The 21,874-nt window shown below is 33.1% G+C and carries 20 protein-coding genes; 12 read left to right on the top strand and 8 right to left on the bottom strand.

Features of this window, described 5'->3' with window-relative positions; genetic code table 11:
- Nucleotides 1-66 precede the first annotated feature (66 nt).
- On the top strand, nt 67-2,088 hold the full coding sequence (locus tag IEV10_RS12430; RefSeq protein ID WP_188375045.1) for a dipeptidyl-peptidase 3 family protein: 2,022 nt from the start codon (nt 67-69) through the stop codon (nt 2,086-2,088).
- Nucleotides 2,089-2,134: 46 nt separating this feature from the next.
- Here IEV10_RS12430 and IEV10_RS12425 read toward each other — a convergent pair whose 3' ends face one another.
- Nucleotides 2,135-2,320: a hypothetical protein gene (locus IEV10_RS12425; RefSeq protein WP_188375044.1), complete on the bottom strand. Its 186-nt coding sequence runs from the start codon at nt 2,318-2,320 to the stop codon at nt 2,135-2,137.
- Between the two features lie 53 nt (nt 2,321-2,373).
- Here IEV10_RS12425 and IEV10_RS12420 point away from each other — a divergent pair, with 53 nt between their 5' ends.
- The gene (locus tag IEV10_RS12420) at nt 2,374-2,760 is read left to right on the top strand and encodes a pyrophosphohydrolase domain-containing protein (RefSeq protein WP_188375043.1); all 387 of its coding nucleotides are present in this window, start codon (nt 2,374-2,376) and stop codon (nt 2,758-2,760) included.
- A 51-nt stretch (nt 2,761-2,811) separates the two neighbouring features.
- Here IEV10_RS12420 and IEV10_RS12415 read toward each other — a convergent pair whose 3' ends face one another.
- Nucleotides 2,812-3,882 carry a branched-chain amino acid aminotransferase gene (locus IEV10_RS12415; protein ID WP_188375042.1) on the bottom strand — a complete coding sequence of 357 codons (1,071 nt, stop codon included), beginning with the start codon at nt 3,880-3,882 and terminating at the stop codon, nt 2,812-2,814.
- Between the two features lie 115 nt (nt 3,883-3,997).
- Between IEV10_RS12415 and IEV10_RS12410 the strand changes: the two genes are divergently transcribed.
- The 3 genes from IEV10_RS12410 (at nt 3,998) to IEV10_RS12400 (ending at nt 6,156) form a co-directional block, all read left to right on the top strand.
- The gene (locus IEV10_RS12410; protein ID WP_188375041.1) at nt 3,998-4,513 is read left to right on the top strand and encodes a DUF4920 domain-containing protein; all 516 of its coding nucleotides are present in this window, start codon (nt 3,998-4,000) and stop codon (nt 4,511-4,513) included.
- Nucleotides 4,513-5,187, top strand: a complete 675-nt coding sequence (mnmC2, locus tag IEV10_RS12405; protein ID WP_188375040.1) for a tRNA (5-methylaminomethyl-2-thiouridine)(34)-methyltransferase MnmC2 — start codon at nt 4,513-4,515, stop codon at nt 5,185-5,187. Before IEV10_RS12410 ends, mnmC2 begins: the two co-directional genes overlap by 1 nt.
- A gap of 63 nt (nt 5,188-5,250) precedes the next feature.
- Nucleotides 5,251-6,156 (top strand): TIGR01777 family oxidoreductase, encoded by a 906-nt coding sequence (locus IEV10_RS12400; protein WP_188375039.1) that lies wholly within the window; start codon nt 5,251-5,253, stop codon nt 6,154-6,156.
- A 19-nt stretch (nt 6,157-6,175) separates the two neighbouring features.
- Here the strand turns inward: IEV10_RS12400 and IEV10_RS12395 are convergent, their stop codons facing one another.
- The 3 genes from IEV10_RS12395 to htpG form a co-directional block, all read right to left on the bottom strand.
- Nucleotides 6,176-6,271, bottom strand: a complete 96-nt coding sequence (locus IEV10_RS12395) for a hypothetical protein (RefSeq protein WP_371862947.1) — start codon at nt 6,269-6,271, stop codon at nt 6,176-6,178.
- A gap of 187 nt (nt 6,272-6,458) precedes the next feature.
- Entirely contained in the window at nt 6,459-7,061 is a 603-nt protein-coding gene (locus IEV10_RS12390; RefSeq protein ID WP_229719712.1) for a Crp/Fnr family transcriptional regulator, read from the bottom strand.
- Nucleotides 7,062-7,196: 135 nt separating this feature from the next.
- Nucleotides 7,197-9,083 carry a molecular chaperone HtpG gene (gene htpG, locus IEV10_RS12385; protein WP_188375038.1) on the bottom strand — a complete coding sequence of 629 codons (1,887 nt, stop codon included), beginning with the start codon at nt 9,081-9,083 and terminating at the stop codon, nt 7,197-7,199.
- Nucleotides 9,084-9,376: 293 nt separating this feature from the next.
- Between htpG and IEV10_RS12380 the strand changes: the two genes are divergently transcribed.
- Nucleotides 9,377-9,838, top strand: coding sequence for a phage tail protein (locus IEV10_RS12380; RefSeq protein ID WP_371862950.1), 462 nt, complete (start codon nt 9,377-9,379; stop codon nt 9,836-9,838).
- A 70-nt stretch (nt 9,839-9,908) separates the two neighbouring features.
- On the opposite strand, the gene IEV10_RS12375 is transcribed toward IEV10_RS12380, so the two are convergent.
- Entirely contained in the window at nt 9,909-12,359 is a 2,451-nt protein-coding gene (locus tag IEV10_RS12375) for an alpha/beta hydrolase family protein (RefSeq protein ID WP_188375111.1), read from the bottom strand.
- 183 nt (nt 12,360-12,542) lie between these two features.
- On the opposite strand from IEV10_RS12375, the gene IEV10_RS12370 reads away from it, so the two are divergent.
- Nucleotides 12,543-13,553, top strand: a complete 1,011-nt coding sequence (locus IEV10_RS12370) for a 3-oxoacyl-ACP synthase III family protein (protein ID WP_188375036.1) — start codon at nt 12,543-12,545, stop codon at nt 13,551-13,553.
- 468 nt (nt 13,554-14,021) lie between these two features.
- On the opposite strand, the gene IEV10_RS12365 is transcribed toward IEV10_RS12370, so the two are convergent.
- Complete coding sequence (locus tag IEV10_RS12365; protein WP_188375035.1) at nt 14,022-16,496, bottom strand: TonB-dependent receptor domain-containing protein; 2,475 nt, start codon at nt 16,494-16,496, stop codon at nt 14,022-14,024.
- Between the two features lie 135 nt (nt 16,497-16,631).
- Between IEV10_RS12365 and IEV10_RS12360 the strand changes: the two genes are divergently transcribed.
- Nucleotides 16,632-16,994 carry a CoA-binding protein gene (locus tag IEV10_RS12360; RefSeq protein WP_188375034.1) on the top strand — a complete coding sequence of 121 codons (363 nt, stop codon included), beginning with the start codon at nt 16,632-16,634 and terminating at the stop codon, nt 16,992-16,994.
- On the opposite strand, the gene IEV10_RS12355 is transcribed toward IEV10_RS12360, so the two are convergent.
- Nucleotides 16,981-18,441 (bottom strand): sodium:solute symporter, encoded by a 1,461-nt coding sequence (locus IEV10_RS12355; RefSeq protein ID WP_188375033.1) that lies wholly within the window; start codon nt 18,439-18,441, stop codon nt 16,981-16,983. The genes IEV10_RS12360 and IEV10_RS12355 overlap by 14 nt on opposite strands.
- A 91-nt stretch (nt 18,442-18,532) precedes the next feature.
- On the opposite strand from IEV10_RS12355, the gene recR reads away from it, so the two are divergent.
- The 4 genes from recR (at nt 18,533) to IEV10_RS12335 (ending at nt 21,781) form a co-directional block, all read left to right on the top strand.
- Nucleotides 18,533-19,150, top strand: a complete 618-nt coding sequence (gene recR / locus IEV10_RS12350; RefSeq protein WP_188375032.1) for a recombination mediator RecR — start codon at nt 18,533-18,535, stop codon at nt 19,148-19,150.
- Nucleotides 19,151-19,160: 10 nt separating this feature from the next.
- Complete coding sequence (locus IEV10_RS12345) at nt 19,161-19,739, top strand: phosphoribosyltransferase (RefSeq protein ID WP_188375031.1); 579 nt, start codon at nt 19,161-19,163, stop codon at nt 19,737-19,739.
- On the top strand, nt 19,732-20,352 hold the full coding sequence (locus IEV10_RS12340; RefSeq protein ID WP_188375030.1) for a haloacid dehalogenase-like hydrolase: 621 nt from the start codon (nt 19,732-19,734) through the stop codon (nt 20,350-20,352). The genes IEV10_RS12345 and IEV10_RS12340 overlap by 8 nt, the downstream gene beginning before the upstream one ends.
- A gap of 118 nt (nt 20,353-20,470) precedes the next feature.
- Nucleotides 20,471-21,781: a dihydrolipoamide acetyltransferase family protein gene (locus IEV10_RS12335; RefSeq protein WP_188375029.1), complete on the top strand. Its 1,311-nt coding sequence runs from the start codon at nt 20,471-20,473 to the stop codon at nt 21,779-21,781.
- Nucleotides 21,782-21,874 lie beyond the last annotated feature (93 nt).

The following is a 21,874-nucleotide window of genomic DNA, read 5'->3' as shown; positions in this document are numbered from 1 at the left end:
AAGATAGTAATTTTATGATATGTCTTTTTAATGCTACATTTGTGTAGAACTAAAATTAAATCAAAAATGAAATTAAAATCAATATTGGGTATTGCTTTAGTAGCTTCATTATTCTTATCATGTGATGATGACAAAAAAGAATCAATTCCTGAAGAGCAAGAGTTTAGTTATAACGTAGAGCAATTTGCTGATATTAAAATTTTGCGTTATAAGATTCCGGGTTGGGAAAACTTAACTTTGAAGGAACAGAAATTAGTTTACTATTTAACTCAAGCAGGTTTGGCTGGTCGGGATATGATGTGGGATCAAAATTACCGACATAATTTAGCGATTAGAAAAGCCTTAGAAAATATATATGTTAACTATTCAGGAGATAAAACATCTGATAACTGGAAAGCTTTTGAAGTTTATTTAAAGCGTGTATGGTTTAGTAATGGTATACATCATCATTATTCTAATGACAAATTGCAGCCTGGTTTTGATGAGTCTTATTTTAATGAGTTATTAAAGGCTACCGACACCAAACTAGACGGCATGGCCTATGCTGCTATTTTTAATGATGAAGATTCTAAAAAAGTTAACCTAGCCAAGGGCGTTGATAATGTGCTTGAATCTGCTGTTAATTTTTATGGACCAGATGTTACAACCGCTGATGTCGAAAATTTCTACAAACAGAAAGCATCACCAAACCCTGACAGGCCATTATCATTTGGACTTAACTCTCAATTAGTCAAAGAAAATGGGGTCTTAAAAGAACGTGTTTATAAGTCTGGCGGACTATATGGTAGTGCTATTGATGAAGTGGTAAAATGGTTAGAAAAAGCAAAAGGTGTTGCAGAAAACGAAGCTCAAGGTAATGCACTAGGCCTGCTTATTGATTATTACAAAACTGGAGATTTGCAAACATGGGATGATTATAATGTGGCTTGGACAGCGGCAACAGAGGGTAACGTAGACTATATTAATAGTTTTATAGAAGTCTATAACGATCCTTCAGGTTATAGAGGAAGTTACGAGACTATTGTACAGATTAATGATTTTGATATGTCAAAAAAAATGTCTGTATTATCTGAAAATGCACAGTGGTTTGAAGATAACTCTCCATTAATGGATGAGCACAAAAAAGATAATGTTGTTGGTGTAACTTATAAAGTAGTGACTGTTGCAGGAGAAGCTGGAGATGCATCACCGAGTACACCAATAGGCGTAAACTTACCTAATGCTAATTGGATTCGTAAAGAAGTAGGAAGTAAATCAGTATCACTAGGAAATATTATAAATGCTTATAATAATGCAGGAAGCACAGGTAGGCTAAAAGAATTTGTTCATGATGATGAGGAATTAAAGTTAGAAGAGGCGTATGGGCAACAAGCAGATAAATTGCATACTGCTTTACACGAAGTGATTGGTCATGCTTCAGGACAGCTAAATCCAGGAGTTGGAGAGACTAAAGAAACACTAAAGAAATATGCATCTACTTTGGAAGAAGGTCGTGCAGATTTAGTGGGACTTTATTATTTATATAGTCCTAAATTGCAAGAATTAGGATTGGTAAATGATTGGAAGTCTATAGGGAAGGCAGCTTATGACGGCTATATCCGAAATGGTCTGATGACGCAATTAATAAGGTTAAATCTAGGTGATGATGTCGAGGAAGCACATATGGTAAACAGACAATGGGTGAGTGCTTGGGTTTTTGAAAAAGGGAAAGCTGATAATGTTATTGAAAAAGTTACTAGAGACGGCAAAACCTATTTTAATATTAATGATTACGATAAATTACACACACTGTTTGGACAGTTACTTCGAGAAACCCAGCGTATAAAATCTGAAGGCGATTTTGCTGCTGTTGAAGCTTTAGTAGAAGGTTATGGTGTAAAAGTAGATCAAGATATTCATGCCGAAGTTTTAGAACGTAACAAACAGTTTACTTCAGCACCTTACAGTGGTTTTGTAAATCCAGTATTAGTGCCTGAGACGGATAAAAATGGAGTTATAACTGCAATCAAAGTAACACAACCAAAAGGGTTTCCTGAACAAATGTTAGAGTATAGTAAGACCTATAGTTTTTTACCTACTAAGAATTAAAACCTAGTAAAACAAGGATGTAATTATAATTACGTCCTTGTTTTACTTACATATACATAAATTTCACTGCAGCAATAAGACCTATAAAACCAATAAAAGCGAGAAGTATCCAAATCGTGCCTTTATAGTATTTTTTATGAAGTTTTAAATCTTTACGATACTGAAACACAATTACCGTTGCAAAGGCAATAAAAAATAATATTCCAAAAACTAATTGACCAGTCGTAAACATCTTCTTATTTTTATACAAATTTACGTATTAGAACTTTAATAGACTAACTAACAATGCAAGATAAAATCAATGCAGTTAAAGCATTTCATACAGCTTTTAAAATAGGACATAGAGAAGAACCAAAAGCCGATTTAGGCATAGAGAAAAATATGCTTCGTTATAAGTTAATGCGAGAAGAAAACGAAGAGTATTTGGAAGCTGCCAATGCTAATGATTTGGTAGAAGTTGCAGATGCCTTGGGTGATATGCTCTATATTTTATGCGGTACTATAATCGAGCATGGTATGCAACATAAAATAGAAGAAGTTTTTGAAGAGATACAACGTAGTAATATGAGCAAACTAGGTTCAGATGGCGAACCTATTTATCGCGAAGATGGTAAGGTGCTAAAAGGACCAAACTATTTTAAGCCCAATATACAATCTATCTTAGAGTCATAAAAAAAAGCAGCCAATCGGCTGCTTTTTTTATAATCAATTAAATTTTGTTTTTTACCTTACCTCGTATCTCCAACTGTGTTTGTCATCGGCTAGATTATGCTGAATATTTAATAACGTAGACTTAAATAATGTAGCATAAGAATCATTGGTTACTGGGATTTCAAAAACATCACCAGCATGTTCGAATGCAGAAACTGGACTTATCACAGCAGCTGTACCAGCACCGAAAATTTCTGTTAAGCTACCATTTATAGCGGCATCCTTTATTTCTTTAACGCTAACACGCCTCACTTCGCAATCAATATTTAAATCTTTAGCAAGTTGTATAACACTTTTACGCGTAACACCATCCAGAATTCTATCATTGTTTGGTGCAGTAATTAATTTATCACCAATTCTGAAAAAGATGTTCATAGTACCAGCTTCTTCAAGATAATCATGCGTACTAGCATCTGTCCATATAATTTGTTGAAAACCTTTTTTCTGAGCTAAACTCGTTGGGTAAAACTGTGCTCCATAATTACCTGCTGCTTTAGCAAAACCTACACCTCCATCGGCAGAACGACTAAATTTTTCTGCAAATAAAACACGTACAGGCTCATTGTAATACGCTTTAGCTGGAGAACAAATAATCATAAAGCGATATTCTTCAGCAGGAGAAGCAGATATTGCTGGTTCAGTTGCAATTACAAAAGGTCTTAAATATAATGAGTTGTCTAATCCTGGTTTTATCCATTCAACATCCAAATTCAATAAAGTTTCTAGCCCTTTAAAAAAGTATTCTTTTGGAAATTCAGGTATAGCCATACGAGCAGCAGACTTATTGATGCGCTCAAAATTTTGATCTGGTCTAAATAAAAAGACTTTACCGTTGTCATCTTTATAAGCTTTCATACCTTCAAAAACAGCTTGACCGTAATGAAACACTCTAGCCGAAGGCTCAAAAGTCATTGCCTGATAAGGCATTATTTGAGGTTTCTGCCAACTTCCATCTTTAAAATCACAAACAAACATATGATCAGTAAAGACGCGACCAAACGTTAAATTATCAAAATCAACACTGTTGATTTTTGAGGTTTTCGCTTTTACTAAATCGATTTCGTAAGATGTAGTTGTATTCATTTAATGTGCTAGATTTGATGGTGCAAAAATACGCAATCGTAACGGCTTTTAACTCTAATTTTTCCTTAAAATTTAGTAAATTTGTTATACCATTTATCAACAATAATTATATAAAATGAAAAAACTTTTAACCTCAATATGTATTGGCGCACTTATAGTTTCTTGTAAAAATGAAACTAAAGTCAATGCTGTAGAACAAGATGCCAATACTGAAGAAATATCTAAAGAAATAGCTTATAGCAGTTTTGGAAAAGAAATTACAGATGTAGATGCACTTTCTGCTGAGCGAATGATGGCACATTATGATGCTTTGAAAGTTGGTGATACTATAAATGCAAAGATGAGAGGAAAAATATCTGAGGTGTGTTCAAAAAAAGGATGTTGGATGAAGTTAGATATGGGTAATGATAAAGTTGTTCGTGTTACTTTTAAAGACTACGGGTTTTTTATGCCTCTTGATGCCACCGGAGAAGTTGTAATCAATGGCAAGGCTTTTGTAAAAGAAACATCGGTAGCAGATTTACAACATTATGCTGAAGACGCTGGCAAAACTCCCGAGGAGATTGCAAAAATTACTGAGCCAGAAGTGACTATGTCTTTTGAAGCAGATGGTGTTTTATTAAAAAAATAGTGCAACGAAAAATTATAACCACTGGAGATGGTTCTAAAACCATCCATATAGAAGAATGGAATGAGCAATATCATTCTGTTCATGGTGCAATTAATGAAGCAAATCATGTGTATTTAAAACATGGTTTGCTTTTCTTTTTAAGCCAAATATCTAAGAACAGAGAAGTGTCTATTCTAGAAATAGGCTTTGGTACAGGATTGAATGCTTTTTTGACTTTAATTGAAGCAGAAAAACGTCAACAAAAAATTAATTATACCGGAGTTGAAGCTTATCCTGTAAAACAAGAAGAAATAGAAATCTTGAATTATCCTGAATTGATTTCTACTAAATATAAAGAAGAGTTCTATACGATTCATGATTCAACTTGGGAAGAACAGGTTAAGATATCTAAAAACTTCAGTATTATTAAAGAACAAAAATTATTCGAACATATAGCGGACAATTCAAAATATGATATTGTTTATTTTGATGCTTTTGGAGCTAGAGTTCAACCTGAATTATGGACGGAAACTATTTTCAGAATAATGTATAAAGCCATGAAGTCAAATGCTGTTTTGGTCACATATTCAGCAAAAGGTAGTGTTAAACGTGCTCTAAAATCTGTAGGATTCGAGATTGAAAGACTTGAAGGTCCACCAAATAAACGGCATATGTTACGTGCTGTAAAACGTTAAAACTTAACTAAAGTCTGAGTCTTGGGTTTTTAGCTCACGTATCTTTGTCTAAAATTAATAATTGTGAGAGTTTTAATTACAGGTGCTACGGGTTTGGTTGGTAAAGAAATAGTAAAACTCTGCCATGAAGATGGTATAGCTGTTAATTACCTAACGACTTCGAAATCTAAATTACAAAATCAAGACAACTATAAAGGGTTTTACTGGAATCCTAAGGCAGGAGAAATTGACAAAGCTTGTTTTAATGACGTTGATACACTAATAAATCTTGTTGGCGCATCAATTTCTAAACGTTGGATAAGTTCCTATAAAAAGGAAGTTTTAGAAAGCCGAACTCATACGGCTAGGCTTCTTAAAAAAACAATAGATGACAACAATTTTTCTGTAAAACATGTTGTCTCTGCAAGTGCAATAGGTATATATCCGTCATCATTAGTTAATTACTTCGAAGAAGATTTTGATAAGGTTTCTAATACTTTTCTTGGTGAAGTAGTAAAGCATTGGGAAACTGCTATAGATGCTTTTAAAACTTCCCATATAGATGTTTGCAAACTTAGAATTGGCTTAGTGCTTTCTGAAAAAGGTGGTGCATTACCAGAAATTATAAGGCCAATAAAATTTGGAGCTGGAGCAGCATTTGGTACTGGTGACCAATGGCAAAGTTGGATTCATGTTGAGGATTTAGCTAAGCTATTTATGTATGCTGTTAAGCAAGGATTAACAGGTGTTTATAATGCCGTAGCACCAAATCCAGTAACTAATGCTGAGCTTACAAAAACAGCTGCAAAGGTTTTGAAAAGACCACTCGTATTACCAAATATCCCAAAATTTGCAATGAAATTAGCTCTTGGTGAAATGCATATGCTTTTATTTGAAAGTCAACGTGTAAGCTCCTTAAAAATTGAACAAGAAGGTTTTGATTTTACGTTCGCAAATCTGGAACCAGCACTAAAAGATTTGCTAGGGTAAAGTTATTGAAATGTCCAAGCTACAATACGACTTGCTTTTTTTGACCTTGCTCCATTTCAATTGTTTTTACCTCTTTAGCTTTTACTCTTTTTAAATCTGTATAGATGCTTTTCAAATTTGAAGCTTTTGAAACCAAAGTTGTAAACCACTGACATTATTTTGCAAAATAGATACTATAAAAAAAGCGTAGCTTTTAACGGAGCCACGCTTTTTTAGCTATTAATTAATAGTATTAAACACCATCAATGATGGTACAAAACTATATTAATTTATCTCTATAAAAATTGATGTATGGTAATAAATTATTTATTTGACATTTCTCGACGAATTCTACTCAAGCTTTCGTTAGTTATACCCAGATAAGAAGCAATATGATAGTTTTTTACGCTTTTCTCAATATTGGGGTATGCTTCAATAAAATTTGTATAGCGATCCGTTGCTGTCTGTGATATGTTAGATAAAATTCTTTTTTGAAACGCAGCAAATGCACGTTCTAATTTTTTTCTAAAAAATGATTCTACTTTGGGTATTTTGGCATACAACTCTTCCTTATCTTTTTTGCAAAGTCTGTATACAGTAGCATCTTGTATGACTTCAATATTCATAATAGATTTAGAATCTGAAAAAAAAGCAGTATAATCACTAATCCACCAATCTTTTATTGCAAATTGTACAGTATGCTCTTTGCCTTGTAGGTCTAAATAATAAGATCTTAAGCAGCCTTCTAATGTGTAATATTGATAATTTACGACATTATTGGTCTCTAATATAATATCACCTTTTTTTAAACTAACTTTATGAAATACTGACTCAATGATATCAATTTCATCAGAAGAAAAGGATAGGTCTTTAAAGAGTTTTTTGGCTTTTGAGTCGTCAGCTTTCATGAGGTTATTAATAGCCATTTAATCTAGCTATAACTTTATTCTTATCCAAGAACTATCGTTATTCTATCTAATATATTTGATATAATGTGAGGTAATAATAAAACCACCAAGTTTTCACAAGGTGGCTTCACTTAAAAAATAAATCTACAAGTTCTATTTTATCATATCGTAACTACGCTTAATAAAGTTAGTCAGTTCTTCACCTTTAAGAAGGCCTTGAGATAGTCGTGCTAAATCTAAACTTTGATTAATTAAGCGTTCTTGTTTCTTTCGGGTTTTTGTATTTAAAATTTCACCAACCAATTCAGAATTTGTATTTACTACAAGATTATACATCTCTGGCATGTTACCCATACCAAACATTCCGCCACCACCAGTTTGCTGCATCTCTTTCATACGACGCATAAACTCTGGTTGTGTAATCATAAAAGGCGATGCATCACTATCCATAGCTTCAAGCTGTATCATAAATTTTTCTGACGGTACGACTTCTTTTAATAACTCGTCAAGAGATTTTTTTTCGTCTTCAGATAGTTTTGAAATTGCTGTATCTTCTTTCTTGATTAAGTTATCGATATGGTCACCATCAACACGTGCAAAAGAAATGTTTTCTTTTGTGGTTTCTAATTTTTGAATTAAGTGTGATACAATAGGAGAGTCTAATAATAAGACTTCATAACCTTTTGTTTTAGCTGCTTCAATATAGGAGTGCTGTGCATCTTTATCAGAAGCGTAAAGGATAACTAATTTGTCATCTTTATCAGTTTGTTTTGCTTTTATTTTATTGAAAAGCTCTTCATAGGTATAATAGTTGCCATCTACTGTTGGGTAAAGTGCAAAAGCCTCTGCTTTTTCGAAGAATTTTTCTTCAGAAAGCATTCCATATTCGATGACTATTTTAATATCATCCCATTTTGCTTCAAAATCTTCACGATTATTATTAAATAACGACTTTAGTTTATCTGCAACTTTACGAGTGATGTATGACGAAATTTTCTTTACTGCGCCATCAGCTTGCAAGTAACTACGAGATACATTTAAAGGAATATCTGGTGAGTCTATAACACCACGAAGCATGGTTAAAAATTCAGGTACTATACCTTCTACGTTATCCGTAACAAATACTTGATTTTGGTATAGCTGAATCTTGTCCTTTTGAATTTGCATATCTGCAGACATCTTTGGGAAATATAGAATACCAGTAAGGTTAAAAGGATAATCAACATTTAAGTGAATGTTAAACAATGGTTCCTCAAATTGCATCGGATACAACTCGCGGTAAAAGTTTTTGTAATCGTCTTCTTCTAAATCTGCAGGTTGTTTTGTCCAAGCAGGATTAGGATTGTTTATGATGTTTTCAACTTCTTGAGTAGGTGCTGGGTCATCTTCTTTTGCATCTTCTGGCTTTGGAAGTGTTTCTGTTTTTGTACCAAACTTAATTGGTACAGGCATGAACTTGTTGTATTTTAGTAATAGTTCGCTAATTCTACTGTCTTCTAAAAATTCTGTAGAATCTTCAGCAATGTGAAGGATAATTTCTGTTCCTCTATCTGTCTTATCTGCTTCTTCAAGTGTGTATTCTGGTGAGCCATCACATGTCCAATGTGCAGCAGGGTCATCTTTATGAGATTTGGTGATAATTTCAACTTTATCCGCTACCATAAATGCAGAATAGAAACCTAGTCCAAAGTGACCAATGATACCAGCATCTTGAGCAGCATCTTTGTATTTGTCTAAGAACTCTTCAGCTCCAGAAAATGCGACTTGGTTAATGTATTTTTCAACCTCATCAGCAGTCATACCTAGACCTTGGTCAATGATATGTAATTTTTTAGCATCCTTATCTACTTTTACTTCAATTTGAGGATTACCATATTCAACTTTAGACTCACCAATATTGGTTAAGTGCTTTAGTTTTAAAGTAGCATCTGTAGCGTTACTAATTAATTCACGGAGAAATATCTCGTGATCACTGTATAAAAATTTCTTGATTAAAGGGAATATGTTTTCTACTGAAACATTAATGTTACCTTTTGTCATGATATATGAGTTTTAAATTGTTTTATCTGCTTGTTTCAATAAAAATGCCAATGCTATATAAATGACAAGATGGCAGAATAGTAAGGTGTGTTTATTTTAAATAACTGATTAAAAAGAGTTTAAGTTCGTTTTTAACGATTTATTTGATAATTTTAAGTCAATAATAATCTATAATTAATCTTAAAATTATCATGAAAAAAGTTGTTTTTCTTTTATTAATTGTTCTTTGTCTTGGGTTTACTAAAAACGATAGTCCATCAGTTTCTCAAGAAGGATTTCTTGGCGAAGTAAAAATGTTTGCTGGTAATTTTGCCCCAAGAGGTTGGGCTTTATGTGAAGGTCAATTGTTAGCTATAAGTTCTAACACTGCGTTATTTAGTATTCTCGGAACTACTTATGGAGGTGATGGTAGAACCACTTTTGCTTTACCTGATTTCAGAGGACGAGTACCAGTGGGAACAGGAACTGGTCCTGGCTTATCAACGTATAGATTAGGTCAACGCGGTGGCTCTGAAGATGTTATTTTAACCTCACTTCAGGCGCCTAATATGAGTTACGAAGTGCCAGCATATGATAGTTCTAATGGTGACTCTGTAAAAAAAGGTAACTCTTCCGTTTTAACTACTGGAAATAAACCTAACACAACCATACGTACTAATAATTCAGGGAGAAACCAATCCATAAATAATATGCAACCAAATTTGGGTATAAATTACATTATATGTTTGACAGGATATTTTCCTTCAAAAAGCTAAAAAACCAACTAAAATCAAAAAAGCTAATCATTACTAATGATTAGCTTTTTTGATTGAAAACATTTGAAAGTTATTTACCCTTAATTTTCGAGGTTTTATCTTCTATCTTTTCTTCTTTCTTCTTTTTGTTTTTTACATGTTTGTCTAACCATTGGTCTTGTTCCCAGAGCATATGCATAATAGATTCTTTGGCTCTATAACCATGACTCTCTTTAGGTAACATGACTAATCGTACGGGAGCTCCCAAACCTTTAAGAGCATTAAAATAGCGTTCGCTCTGTAATGGATATGTACCTGAGTTGTTATCTGCTACACCATGGATTAGTAGTAAAGGTGTTTTCATTTTATCTGCATGCATAAACGGCGACATATTGTAGTAAATCTCTGGAGCTTCCCAATAACTTCGCTCTTCACTTTGGAAACCAAAAGGCGTCAACGTTCTGTTGTAAGCACCACTTCGGGCTATACCAGCAGCAAATAAGTTAGAATGAGACAATAAGTTGGCTGTCATAAATGCGCCATAACTATGCCCACCAACAGCAACCCTGTCTCTATCTATGTATCCTAATTCATCCACGGCATCAATTGCAGCTTTTCCGTTTGCAACTAATTGAGTTCTGAATGAATCATTTGGTTCCTCAGCACCTTCACCAACTATCGGGAATGCTGCATCATCTAAGACTACATAGCCTTTGGTTACCCAGTAAATTGGCGAACCCCAATATGGATATACAAATTCGTTGGCATTTGAAGTGCTTTGAGATGCACTAGCTTTATCCTTATATTCTCTAGGGTATGCCCATAAAATCATTGGATATTTTTCACCTTCTTTATAGTCTAATGGTAAGTATAGAGTGCCATCTAAATCTAATCCATCATCACGTTTATAAGTAATCACCCTTTTGTTAACTTTTTCTAGACTTTTAAAGGGATTGTCAAATGCTGTAATGGCTTTTAGATTATCTTTCTTTTTAATATTTCTAACATAATAATTTGGATACTCTGTTGGAGATTCAATTCTCACTAAAATCTCACCTTTTTTCATATCTAAAGCTGAGCTAAGGTTTTCAACTTTATCTGTATATTTAGAAGTATAAAGTCGTTTAGTTGTATTAGATTTTATATCGTATTCATCAATAAATGGAAACTGTCCGTCTTTTGTATATCCATCACCCATTAAATAAAGTTTGTTGCCATTCAATTCTAATGTATTTCGACCGAATTCGTTTTTTGACGTTACAAAATTTCCTGGGTCACTATATACGTCTTGATAGTTTCTATCTGATATTACTTTTGATTTTGCATTAGATGGATTAAACAAATAGGTTTTTAGATTACGAGTATTCCACCAATAGTCATAAGCCATAGCCGTATTATCATTTCCCCATTCTATACCAGCAAAACGTTGTTGTGTTTTTAAAATAAGTTTTGGAGTTCCATTGAAAGGCGCTTTAAGTTCATATACAGCATCTCTAAATTCTGCTTCTTCAGCTGGGTCTCCATTATCTTGTGCCTCAGCCCAAACTAAAGTAGCGGCTTTGTCTCCTCGCCATTGCATGCTTCGTTTCCCCATTCTTGTAGACATAAACCCCTTTGGTCTTACTTCGTCTAAAGGAACGTCGTTAACAGGTTGTAATTTTTTTCCGTTGGCTTCATAAATAGTACTTTCACTTGGAAATCTTGTATAAGTAACCAAATAAGAAAATGGACGTTTTATTTTAGTAATCATAATATAATTTCCATCTGGAGAAAAATTAATACCTCGATACATATCTGCATTTAAAAAATTTTGAACATTTCCATCAATTGAAACTTTCTTAATTTCTGATCGAGCTAATTGTTCAAAATTAAATTCATCATTAGGTGTTTTTAATAGATCTTGGTATGTTCTATTTTGTGCTTTAGCACCATCACTTACAGAAACTGTTGGTCCAGTTGGTACAGCTACAGCTGTATTAATTAATTCTTTTCTATCATTTGGTAACATTTTAACCAAAAGGTGTTTATTGTCTTTAAACCAATTAATAGTACTTCCCATATTAGCATTTACACTAGCATCAGTAAGTTTAGTAACACTGCCTTTAGCAATATCTAAAACCCAAACTTCTACGCCTTTAGATGTCGTATTTAAACAAGCTATCATGGATTCATCAGGCGACCAGCTAAAACCAGAAAGACGTGGATTTTTGGGTAAACCAGTGACTTGTTTAGCTTCTTTGTCTGAAGTCTTCTTAACCATAAGGTTATTGTAAAATGTAGTTCTGCTACCAATATTTGTAACAGGATTTATTCTTAATCCAGCAAGACGCATTTCAGTTTCAGACAATTCAGCTATGGATTTATATTGGTTTCTATATATGAGTACCATGTTTTCTCCCTTACTGTCAATCTGAACTCCTGGAGCTAAATCTACATCTGCTAATTCTAGAATTTCATCAGTGGGTTGTTGATAAGTTAAGCTTTGTTGTGCATAAGCATTTAATAGAAATAGGAATGAGAATAATTTGATTAATGTTTTCATCTTTGATAATGATAATTGATTAGTGGCTTGAAGATACTTAAAATAGAAATTAGAAAATGCAATAATGATGTTAAAATTATGGCTATGGACTCTTAAATCTAGTTTGTTATGCATGCATAACGAATGCAATTCTGATTAGCTTCTAAATGGTTAATTTTGTTTTTCGCTTAATATTTAAAGTTTATGTACAATTCAAAAATTACTGGTTTAGGAAAATATGTGCCAGACAATGTGGTAACCAATAACGATTTAAAAGCGTTTATGGATACAAGTGACGAGTGGATACAGGAGCGTACTGGTATTAAAGAACGCCGTTGGATAGATCCAAAAACAAGTGACGATACAACTTCTATAATGGGAGCAAAGGCTGCCAAAATCGCTATAGAAAGAGCTGGATTAACCAAGGATGATATAGACTTTATTGTTTTTGCTACGTTGAGTCCAGACATGTATTTTCCTGGTGGAGGTGTACGTGTACAAGAACTTTTAGAAATGGATACTATCGGAGCTATAGATATTAGGAATCAGTGTTCTGGGTTTATCTATGGTATTTCTGTTGCAGATCAGTTTATAAAAACCGGGATGTATAAGAATGTATTAGTTATTGGTAGTGAAAATCACTCTGGTGGATTAGAGCGATCTACAAGAGGTCGTGGTGTGACTGTTATTTTTGGAGATGGTGCAGGAGCGGCAGTATTAAGTAGAGAAGAAGACAACTCAAAAGGTGTTTTATCTACACACTTACATTCTGAAGGAAAACATGCTAAGGAATTAGCTTTAGAAGGACCAAGTACAGGACGTTGGGTGGATGCCATTATGGAAGAAAACGACCCTGATGATGTGTCTTACTATCCTTATATGAATGGGCAGTTTGTTTTTAAACATGCTGTTGTACGATTTAGTGAAGCTATTATTGAAGGTTTAACACAAAACAAACTTCAGAAAGAAGATATAGATATGCTTATTCCACATCAAGCTAATCTGCGTATATCGCAGTTTATCCAGAAGAAGTTTGGTTTGAGTAATGACCAAGTGTATAATAATATTATGCGCTATGGTAATACTACTGCAGCATCAATCCCGATTGCATTAACAGAAGCTTGGGAAGAAGGAAAAATAAAAGAAGGTGATAATGTGGTTTTAGCAGCTTTTGGTAGTGGTTTTACATGGGGCAGTGCTATAATGAAATGGTAGATTCTAGAGAATTAGATTAAAATTTTTTTATAAAATCAAAAAAGCCGAGACCCTCTAGGCTCGGCTTTTTCAGCTATTAACCAACTTTAACTAACACTATGTTATAAACTTAAAAATATATAACACTTATTACTTAAAACTTATCTATAACAAAGACGCTCATGTTTATTTTTTATTGCAAACTTTAACATATTTAACGCGTTTTAACAAAAAAATCCAAAAGCAGACAACTTTTGGATTTTACTATATCTAATTTGTAGTTATTTTATTTTGAAGACTAACTCAAATAATTGTAAACTATAACTAGTTATAGGATAAGTCGATAAGTGTGATTTATCATTACAAAACCTGTTTTCAAATAGTATGCCAAACAAAAACCCGAAGCAAGTTTGCTCCGGGTTTTCTGTTTAATAGCCCAACACTAACACTAACCATCAACTATTAAGAAAGGCTACTAAATCTACATCTTTATATAAAACCTCCTCCAGATTTTTCATCGTTATCACGTCTTTTACGTGATTTAGCTCTGTATTTACCACCTCCAAAGCGGTAAGAAAGACCAGCGAAGATTGTTTTGAATTCTGGCATTACCTGAGCCTCTTGTCTAAAAGGACGTTCACTTAGGATATTTATTTCTTGAGTGTCAAATACGTTATTAAAGTTTAGGCTAAACGTGGCTCTATTCTCTTTAAGAAAACTATAGCGCATACCTAGATTTACAAAATACATAGGCTCCATTTCAAAGTTTAAACCAGTATCTTTTCCTCTATACATTGCAAACGCAGAAAGCGATAATTTTTTAGTAACCTTGAAATTATTGAAGACTCTAAAATTTAAGATTAGGTTATCTACTTCAGTATTTTCTAGTACAATATCATTCTCAGTTGGGTTAACAATGTTTGGGTCTAAGCTTTCAGCAAAACCACGTTGCTTACGGCCATACATATCAAAACTTGCATTAAAACTCCACCATTTGGTTGGTCTATAGCTCGAAGATATTTCGACACCATATGCAGATGTATTTCCAAAATTATCGACTCTTAAGATGACTCTTCCAGAGCCTAAAGTCGAACGATCTACAAAAACACCTTGATTAATTTCATCTTCAATTAGTCTGTAGAATACACCACCTGTAATACTACCTTTTTCTAGATTTCTTGTATAATTGGCCTCTATCGAATTGGTAAACTGAGGTTCTAATTCCTGATTACCAAATTGTGATATCAAAGGTGTATTAAACTCAGGAATAGGATTTACTTGTCCTACACCAGGTCTGTCTACGCGACGACTATAACTAAATTGGTAAGAGTTTTTCTCTGAAGGATTATAAGTGACAAAAGCTGAAGGATAAACTTGTGTGTAATCGTTTTCAAAAGGAAAATCTGTTTGTGTATTATTAGTTAAATCAGTATCAACCGCAAAAGCATCAACAGTAACAGTTTCTGCACGAAGTCCAAGTTTGTATGACCATTTCTCTAATTGTTTCCCATAACTAGCATATACAGAATAGATGTTACGTTCGTAATCAAAACTTGTTGAAGTTGGTATGTATGTTCCAAATTGATTTTGTACACGAGCATCAGAATTATAAGCTAATTCATTTGTAAACAATCTTGCTTGAGCTCCAACTTCTAATTTTGCACTATCAGATAAAGGATTTGTATAGTCTAAGTTTATAGTTGTACGTTCTCTATCCGTATCAGTAAATTCATTAAAGTTTGGTCTAACGTTAGCACCAGTGAAACTGTTATTTGTTTCTACATCAGCATCAAATATGTTATAGTCAACTTCTAATTCAATATTATGGCCTTCTTTATCAAAATCCAATTTGTAATTGGCGTTATATTGTTGACTATTATTTTCGTTAATATTATCTAGGATCTGTGTTTGATTTAAACTTGGATTGTTTCCAAAGGTTAGGGCAGTTTCACCTAAAGCTCCTCCATCAAAAATATTCTGATTTGTAAATACAGAGAAGGTATTCTTATCATTGATATAATAGTCTACGCCAAGCTTAAATAAGTGAGAATTACGTTCATCTAGTAAGTTTAAATCTTGTACTAAACCTGATTCTGTTTGTTCTAAAATAATTGAGTTTCTATTATCAGCGATGTTATTACCGTAACTGCCATAAAAATTAAGCTTACCATTACGATAATTCATATCAATAGAACTATTAAACTTTGGTTCTAATTGATAGCCAAGCCCTACATTTAAATTTCCGTTAAATCCTATATTAACGTTCTTATGAAGAATAATATTGATAATACCACTCATGCCATCTGGATTGTATTTTGCAGACGGATTAGTAATTAATTCTATTTGTTTAATAGAAGTCGACGGGATTTGTCTTAGTAATTGTGCAGCAGGAATATTAGATAATTTACCATCTACCATTACTTGCACATTTTGATTGCCACGTAACGCAACATCACCAGTTTGTTGATCAATGTTTACCGTTGGTATGTTATTCATTATATCTGATGCCGTAGGACCAGATGTCGTAAGGTCTTTACCTACATTAATGACGCGTCTATCTATTTTCTGTTGAATTGTAGAGACTTCTGCAACTACAGTAACTTCATCTAGACTCTCAGCATCTTCATCTAGATTTATATCGCCAAGATTTACTTTATAATTGCCTTTTTCTAGTGTTACTGATTTAGTTATTGTTTTATAACCTATATACGTTATATCTACTATTACTGTGCCTTCAGGAATTTTATCTATAAAAAAATTGCCATCAGCATCTGTAATACCACCAGTAATTACTTTTTGGTCTTTGTCTTTGATTATAACATTTACATAAGGTAAAGGTTGTTTTAACTTAGCGTCCATAACTCGTCCTGAGATGGAACCGTTTTTAATGTCAGAATTTGAATTGGGTTGCGCAATTGTCACAAAAGAGAATAACATGACAATTACCATGAGGTAATGTTTCATTGATTGTTCGTTTTTTATGATACTGAAACTTTTAAAATATTGCAGTATCGATTGATTGATGATAGTTTGTTAATGTGTAGACGACTATTTTTGTATTATGTTACTCGTTTTAACAAATCTTAACAAATATTAGTTATGAATAAGAAAACATTAGTCCTTGGTGCTTCATTAAAAGAGCAGCGTTATTCTAATATTGCAATACATCGATTGATGAAATATGGTCATGACGTAAAAGCCTTTGGACTTCGTGAAGGTGAAGTAGTAGGTGTAACTATTGATACGGATTTAATAGATTATAAAGACATTGATACTGTAACTTTATATCTGAATCCAAACCGACAAGAAGACTATTATGACTATGTTATTGGTCTAAATCCTAATCGCGTGATTTTTAATCCCGGAACAGAAAATCCTGAATTTTATAAATTACTATCAGAAAATAATATTGAATATGAAGTGGCTTGTACTTTAGTTCTTTTAGGTACTAATCAGTATTAGAGACTTGCCTTTTTGAAATTAATAGCAATCCTAAAAAGGTAATAAAACCATTAATGATTAAGATTTCAAAACCTATTTTGTAGCCACTAAGTAATACTTCAGAATACATGTTTAAAACATAAGATAGTATTGGAGCTATAATAGCAATTAGCCAAACATATTTATCTTTTATATGTTTCTTAGTTAATAAGCCAAAAGCAAACAAACCTAAAAGTGGTCCGTAAGTATATCCTGCTGCTTTAAATAACTCCCAAATAACTGATATATCTTTAAAAAGAGTATCAAAAATGATAATGACTATTATTAGGATAATACTGAATAATACATGAATCTTTTTTCTTGTCTTTTTCTGTTCATCTTGAGACTTTTTATCAATCTCTATAATATCTATACAAAAAGAAGTGGTTAAAGACGTTAAAGCAGAATCTGCACTAGAGTATGCCGCTGCAATTAACCCTAATAAAAAGAAAGCTGAAGTTACAATGCCAATTTCTGGCAGCATTGCTATTGTTGGAAACAAATCATCTTTAGTTGCAGTAATGCCATTTTGTTGTGCGTACTGCGTTAACATTAATCCAAGAACTAGAAACAGAATATTTACAAACACAAGAACAATACTAAAAGAAACCATATTCTTTTGTGCCTCTTTTAAGTTTCTACAAGTCAGATTTTTTTGCATCATATCTTGATCAAGACCAGTCATAGTAATGGTAATGAATATACCAGATAAAAAGCTTTTCCAAAAGTATTGTGCATTATTACCATCATCAAAAAAGAACACTTTACTAAGCGGGCTTTCTTTGGCATTAGTTATCACATCAGAAACACTATGTAAGTCTAAAGCGGATGCTAGAAAAACAATGGCAACAACAACAGAAATAAGCATAAATAATGTTTGTAGTGTATCTGTAAATATGATAGTTTTTATTCCACCTTTAAATGTATACAACCATATTAAAGCAATAGTTATAATTACGGTAATGGTAAAAGGAATATTAAACAAATCAAAGACTAAGAGTTGTAAAACTTTTGCGACTAAAAATAGTCTAAAAGAAGCACCAACGGTCCTAGAAATTAAAAATGCAATAGAACCTGTTTTGTAGCTAGTTATGCCAAAACGATCTTTTAAATAAGTGTATATGGATGTTAGATTTAAACGGTAATAAAGTGGTAATAAGACATACGCTATAACTAAGTAACCAACGAGGTATCCAAAAACAACTTGTAAATACCCAAACTGTTTATCAGCTATGGCGCCTGGAACCGAAATAAAAGTCACACCAGAAAGTGATGCGCCTATCATTCCAAAGGCTACTAAATACCATGGTGCAGACTTATTTGCTTTAAAAAATGCAGCATTGGTATCTTCCTTTCCGGTGAAATATGAGATTAAAACCAATACACCAAAGTAGGCAGCAATAAGAAGTAGGATAGAAGTCGGTGACATAAAATCAGTAATTAATTCATTCGAAAATAAACTTTTTAGAAATACCAATACCAATCTTTCCAAAATTTAAAAAATACCTAACTTCGCCAATATGGAATTTTCTTCAAAACTTTTAGAAAACGCAGTTAATGAAATGTCACAATTACCAGGTATTGGTAAACGCACGGCATTACGTTTGGTGTTACATTTGTTACGTCAGCCAAAAGAGCAATCTTTTTTGTTGGCAGACGCGCTTCAAAAAGTACGCCAAGAGATAAATTTCTGTAAGTCTTGTCATAATATCAGTGATAAAGAGCTTTGTGAAATTTGTACAAACCCAATGCGAAAAAAAGAACTGATTTGCGTTGTAGAAGATATCCGTGATGTTATGGCCATCGAAAGCACAGGTTCTTTTAAAGGATTGTATCATGTTTTAGGAGGAAAGATTTCGCCCATGGATGGTATTGGACCTCAAGATTTAAATATCGACGCTTTAGTCAATAAAGTAAAAGCAGGCGAAGTCGAAGAACTTATTTTTGCTATGAGTCCAACAATGGAAGGTGATACAACCAATTTCTATATTTTTAAACAGCTCCAAGATTACGATATAAAAACATCGACTATTGCACGTGGAATTGCTGCAGGGAATGAGTTAGAATATACCGATGAGGTCACTTTAGGAAGAAGTATCATTGACCGTATTCCGTTTGAAGCATCTTTAAAATTATAGCGTTTTTATTTTGAAGGTCATCACATTACATAAAAACGATTTTCAACTACATTGCCGGAGATTGTTTATAAAAATTGATAGTAAACCAGATATGGTTGTCGGTATTTTAAATGGTGGTGGCTATGTGTTAGAGGAATTCAAAAAAGAACATTTAAATAAATATATTGTGTACACAACTGTAAAGCTACAGAGACCTTCCACTAAAGGTATTAAGCAAAGTAGTTTTATGAAGAATTTATTGAATTTGTTACCTTATTCAATATTGAATAAGGCTAGAATTTCTGAGCATCAGAAACAAATAAAAACTTCAAATAAAAATAATAATCAAACGATTGAAATCGATTTTAGTGCTTTTGAAAATAAGTCTATAAATACTATTCTTATTCTTGACGATGCAGTAGATTCAGGACAAACCATGCAATCGGTTATAGAGGTGTTATCAAATAAATTTCCAGATACCTCCATTAAGACAGCAGTTTTAGCTTGGACAAATGCAGAGTCTATAGTAGTACCAGATTATTATATGTTTAAGAACCAATTGGTTCGTTTTCCATGGTCATTAGATTATAAAACCAAGCATCATGGATAAGAAGGTATTAGTGGTAGATTTAGATGGGACGTTATACAATGCAAATACGTTTCATGAGTTTCTTAAGTACTTGCTGAGTTACTATTTTAATGACTTTAGAATGTTTAAGTTTAACATACTGTTGTTTTTTATTAAGTTGAGGCTATTCCGAATAATATCACATTCTAGATTAAAGTACAAAGCCCTTAAGCTTATCAAAAATGAAGATATCGACTATCAAGATTTTATTTCAAAATTATCAAAACATAAAAATAAAATAGAAGAAGTTACAGATGCTTCTTTTGATGTTAAGATATTGGCTTCGGCAGCACCAAGCTGTTATGCCAATTTGATTGCAAAAACAGAAGGTTTTGATACATGCTTAGCAACGGATTTTCCAGAATATGGATTTTCTTCAGATTTTGAAAATCTTAGTGAACGAAAAAAAGAAAACCTTTTAAGTTATTTTGAAAAGAATAATTTAAAGTCGGTAGATGTATTTATTACAGATCATGTAGATGATGCACCTATTATTAAAATTGCTAAAAAGACTGTAATAATTAATCCAAATACTAAATTTTCTAATTGGCTGAAAGAGAATTTGATTAATTTTGAAGTGCGAAAAACAAAGTAATTTTATGCTGATTAGGAATACTAAAGTTTGATTAATATTTAATGTATTAGCAGTAAAATATCTGTTTTTTTATTAATTTTGCATCCAATTACCAAATAACGACTATCAAATTAGAGATATGGCAAAGTTTGAACTGAAATTACCTAAAATGGGAGAGAGTGTTGCAGAGGCAACAATAACTTCATGGCTTAAAGATGTTGGTGAAACTATTGAAGCTGATGAAGCAGTTTTAGAGATTGCTACTGATAAAGTAGATAGTGAAGTGCCGAGTGAAGTTGACGGTGTTTTAGTCGAAAAACTTTTCGATATTGATGATGTTGTACAGGTGGGGCAAACCATTGCAGTAATCGAAACCGAAGGAGGCGATACTGTAGAGGTAAAAGCACCAGCTGCAGAAGCTCCAAAAGCAGAAGCTGTAAAAGAAGTTGCTGAGGTCGCTCAAACAGTAACAGCTGCTAAAGAAGCTGTAGCACCTATTGCATCTACTGGTGAGCGGTTCTATTCGCCATTAGTAAAAAATATTGCAAAGCAAGAAGGTATCTCTCAAACAGAATTAGATACAATTGCTGGTTCGGGTAAAGATGGCCGTGTCACTAAAAATGATATTAAAGCATATTTAGAGTCTCGTAGCTCAGCTCCAAAAACAGAAACAGTGGTTTCTAAACCAGCTGCAACAGCTAAACCTGTAGAAAAGAAGGCTGCACCTATTGTAGCATCTGGTGATGACGAAATCGTTGAGATGAGTCGTATGGGCAAATTAGTTGCCAAGCATATGGTAGATTCAGTGCAAACATCTGCTCACGTGCAGTCGTTTATAGAAGCAGATGTCACTAATATATGGAACTGGCGTAAAAAACATAAAGACAATTTTAAAAAGCGTGAAGGCGAAAACTTAACATTCACGCCAATATTTATGGAGGCCGTAGCAAAAGCATTACGTGATTTTCCATTAATGAATATCTCTGTACAAGGCGATAGCATTGTAAAAAAGAAAAATATTAATTTGGGTATGGCAGCAGCTTTGCCTGATGGTAACTTAATTGTACCAGTCATAAAAGATGCAGACCAGTTAAATCTTTTAGGCATGGCCAAAAAGGTTAATGATTTGGCTAACCGTGCAAGAGTTGGAAAACTTAACCCTGACGATATCCAAGATGGTACATACACCGTAACCAATGTGGGTACTTTTGGCAGCATTATGGGTACACCAATTATTAACCAGCCACAAGTAGGTATTTTGGCTTTAGGTGCTATACGTAAAGTACCTGCAGTGATTGAAACCCCAGAAGGCGATTTTATTGGTATCCGTTACCGTATGTTCTTATCTCATTCTTATGATCACCGTGTGGTAAATGGTGCACTTGGAGGACAGTTTGTAAAAGCTGTAAAAGACTATTTAGAGTCTTGGGATATGGATAGAGAAATATAGATTAGAAGATTTATGCATAAGTAAAAAAAGCACAGTCATAAACTGTGCTTTTTTTATTCTACAAACTCTTTTGCTTCATTTGATAAGTTTAAA

The organism is Winogradskyella haliclonae, from assembly GCF_014635865.1.
Taxonomy (GTDB): Bacteria; Bacteroidota; Bacteroidia; order Flavobacteriales; family Flavobacteriaceae; genus Winogradskyella; species Winogradskyella haliclonae.
Note: the sequence above shows the minus strand (reverse complement) of the source record. Positions and strands in the feature narration are given on the sequence as shown.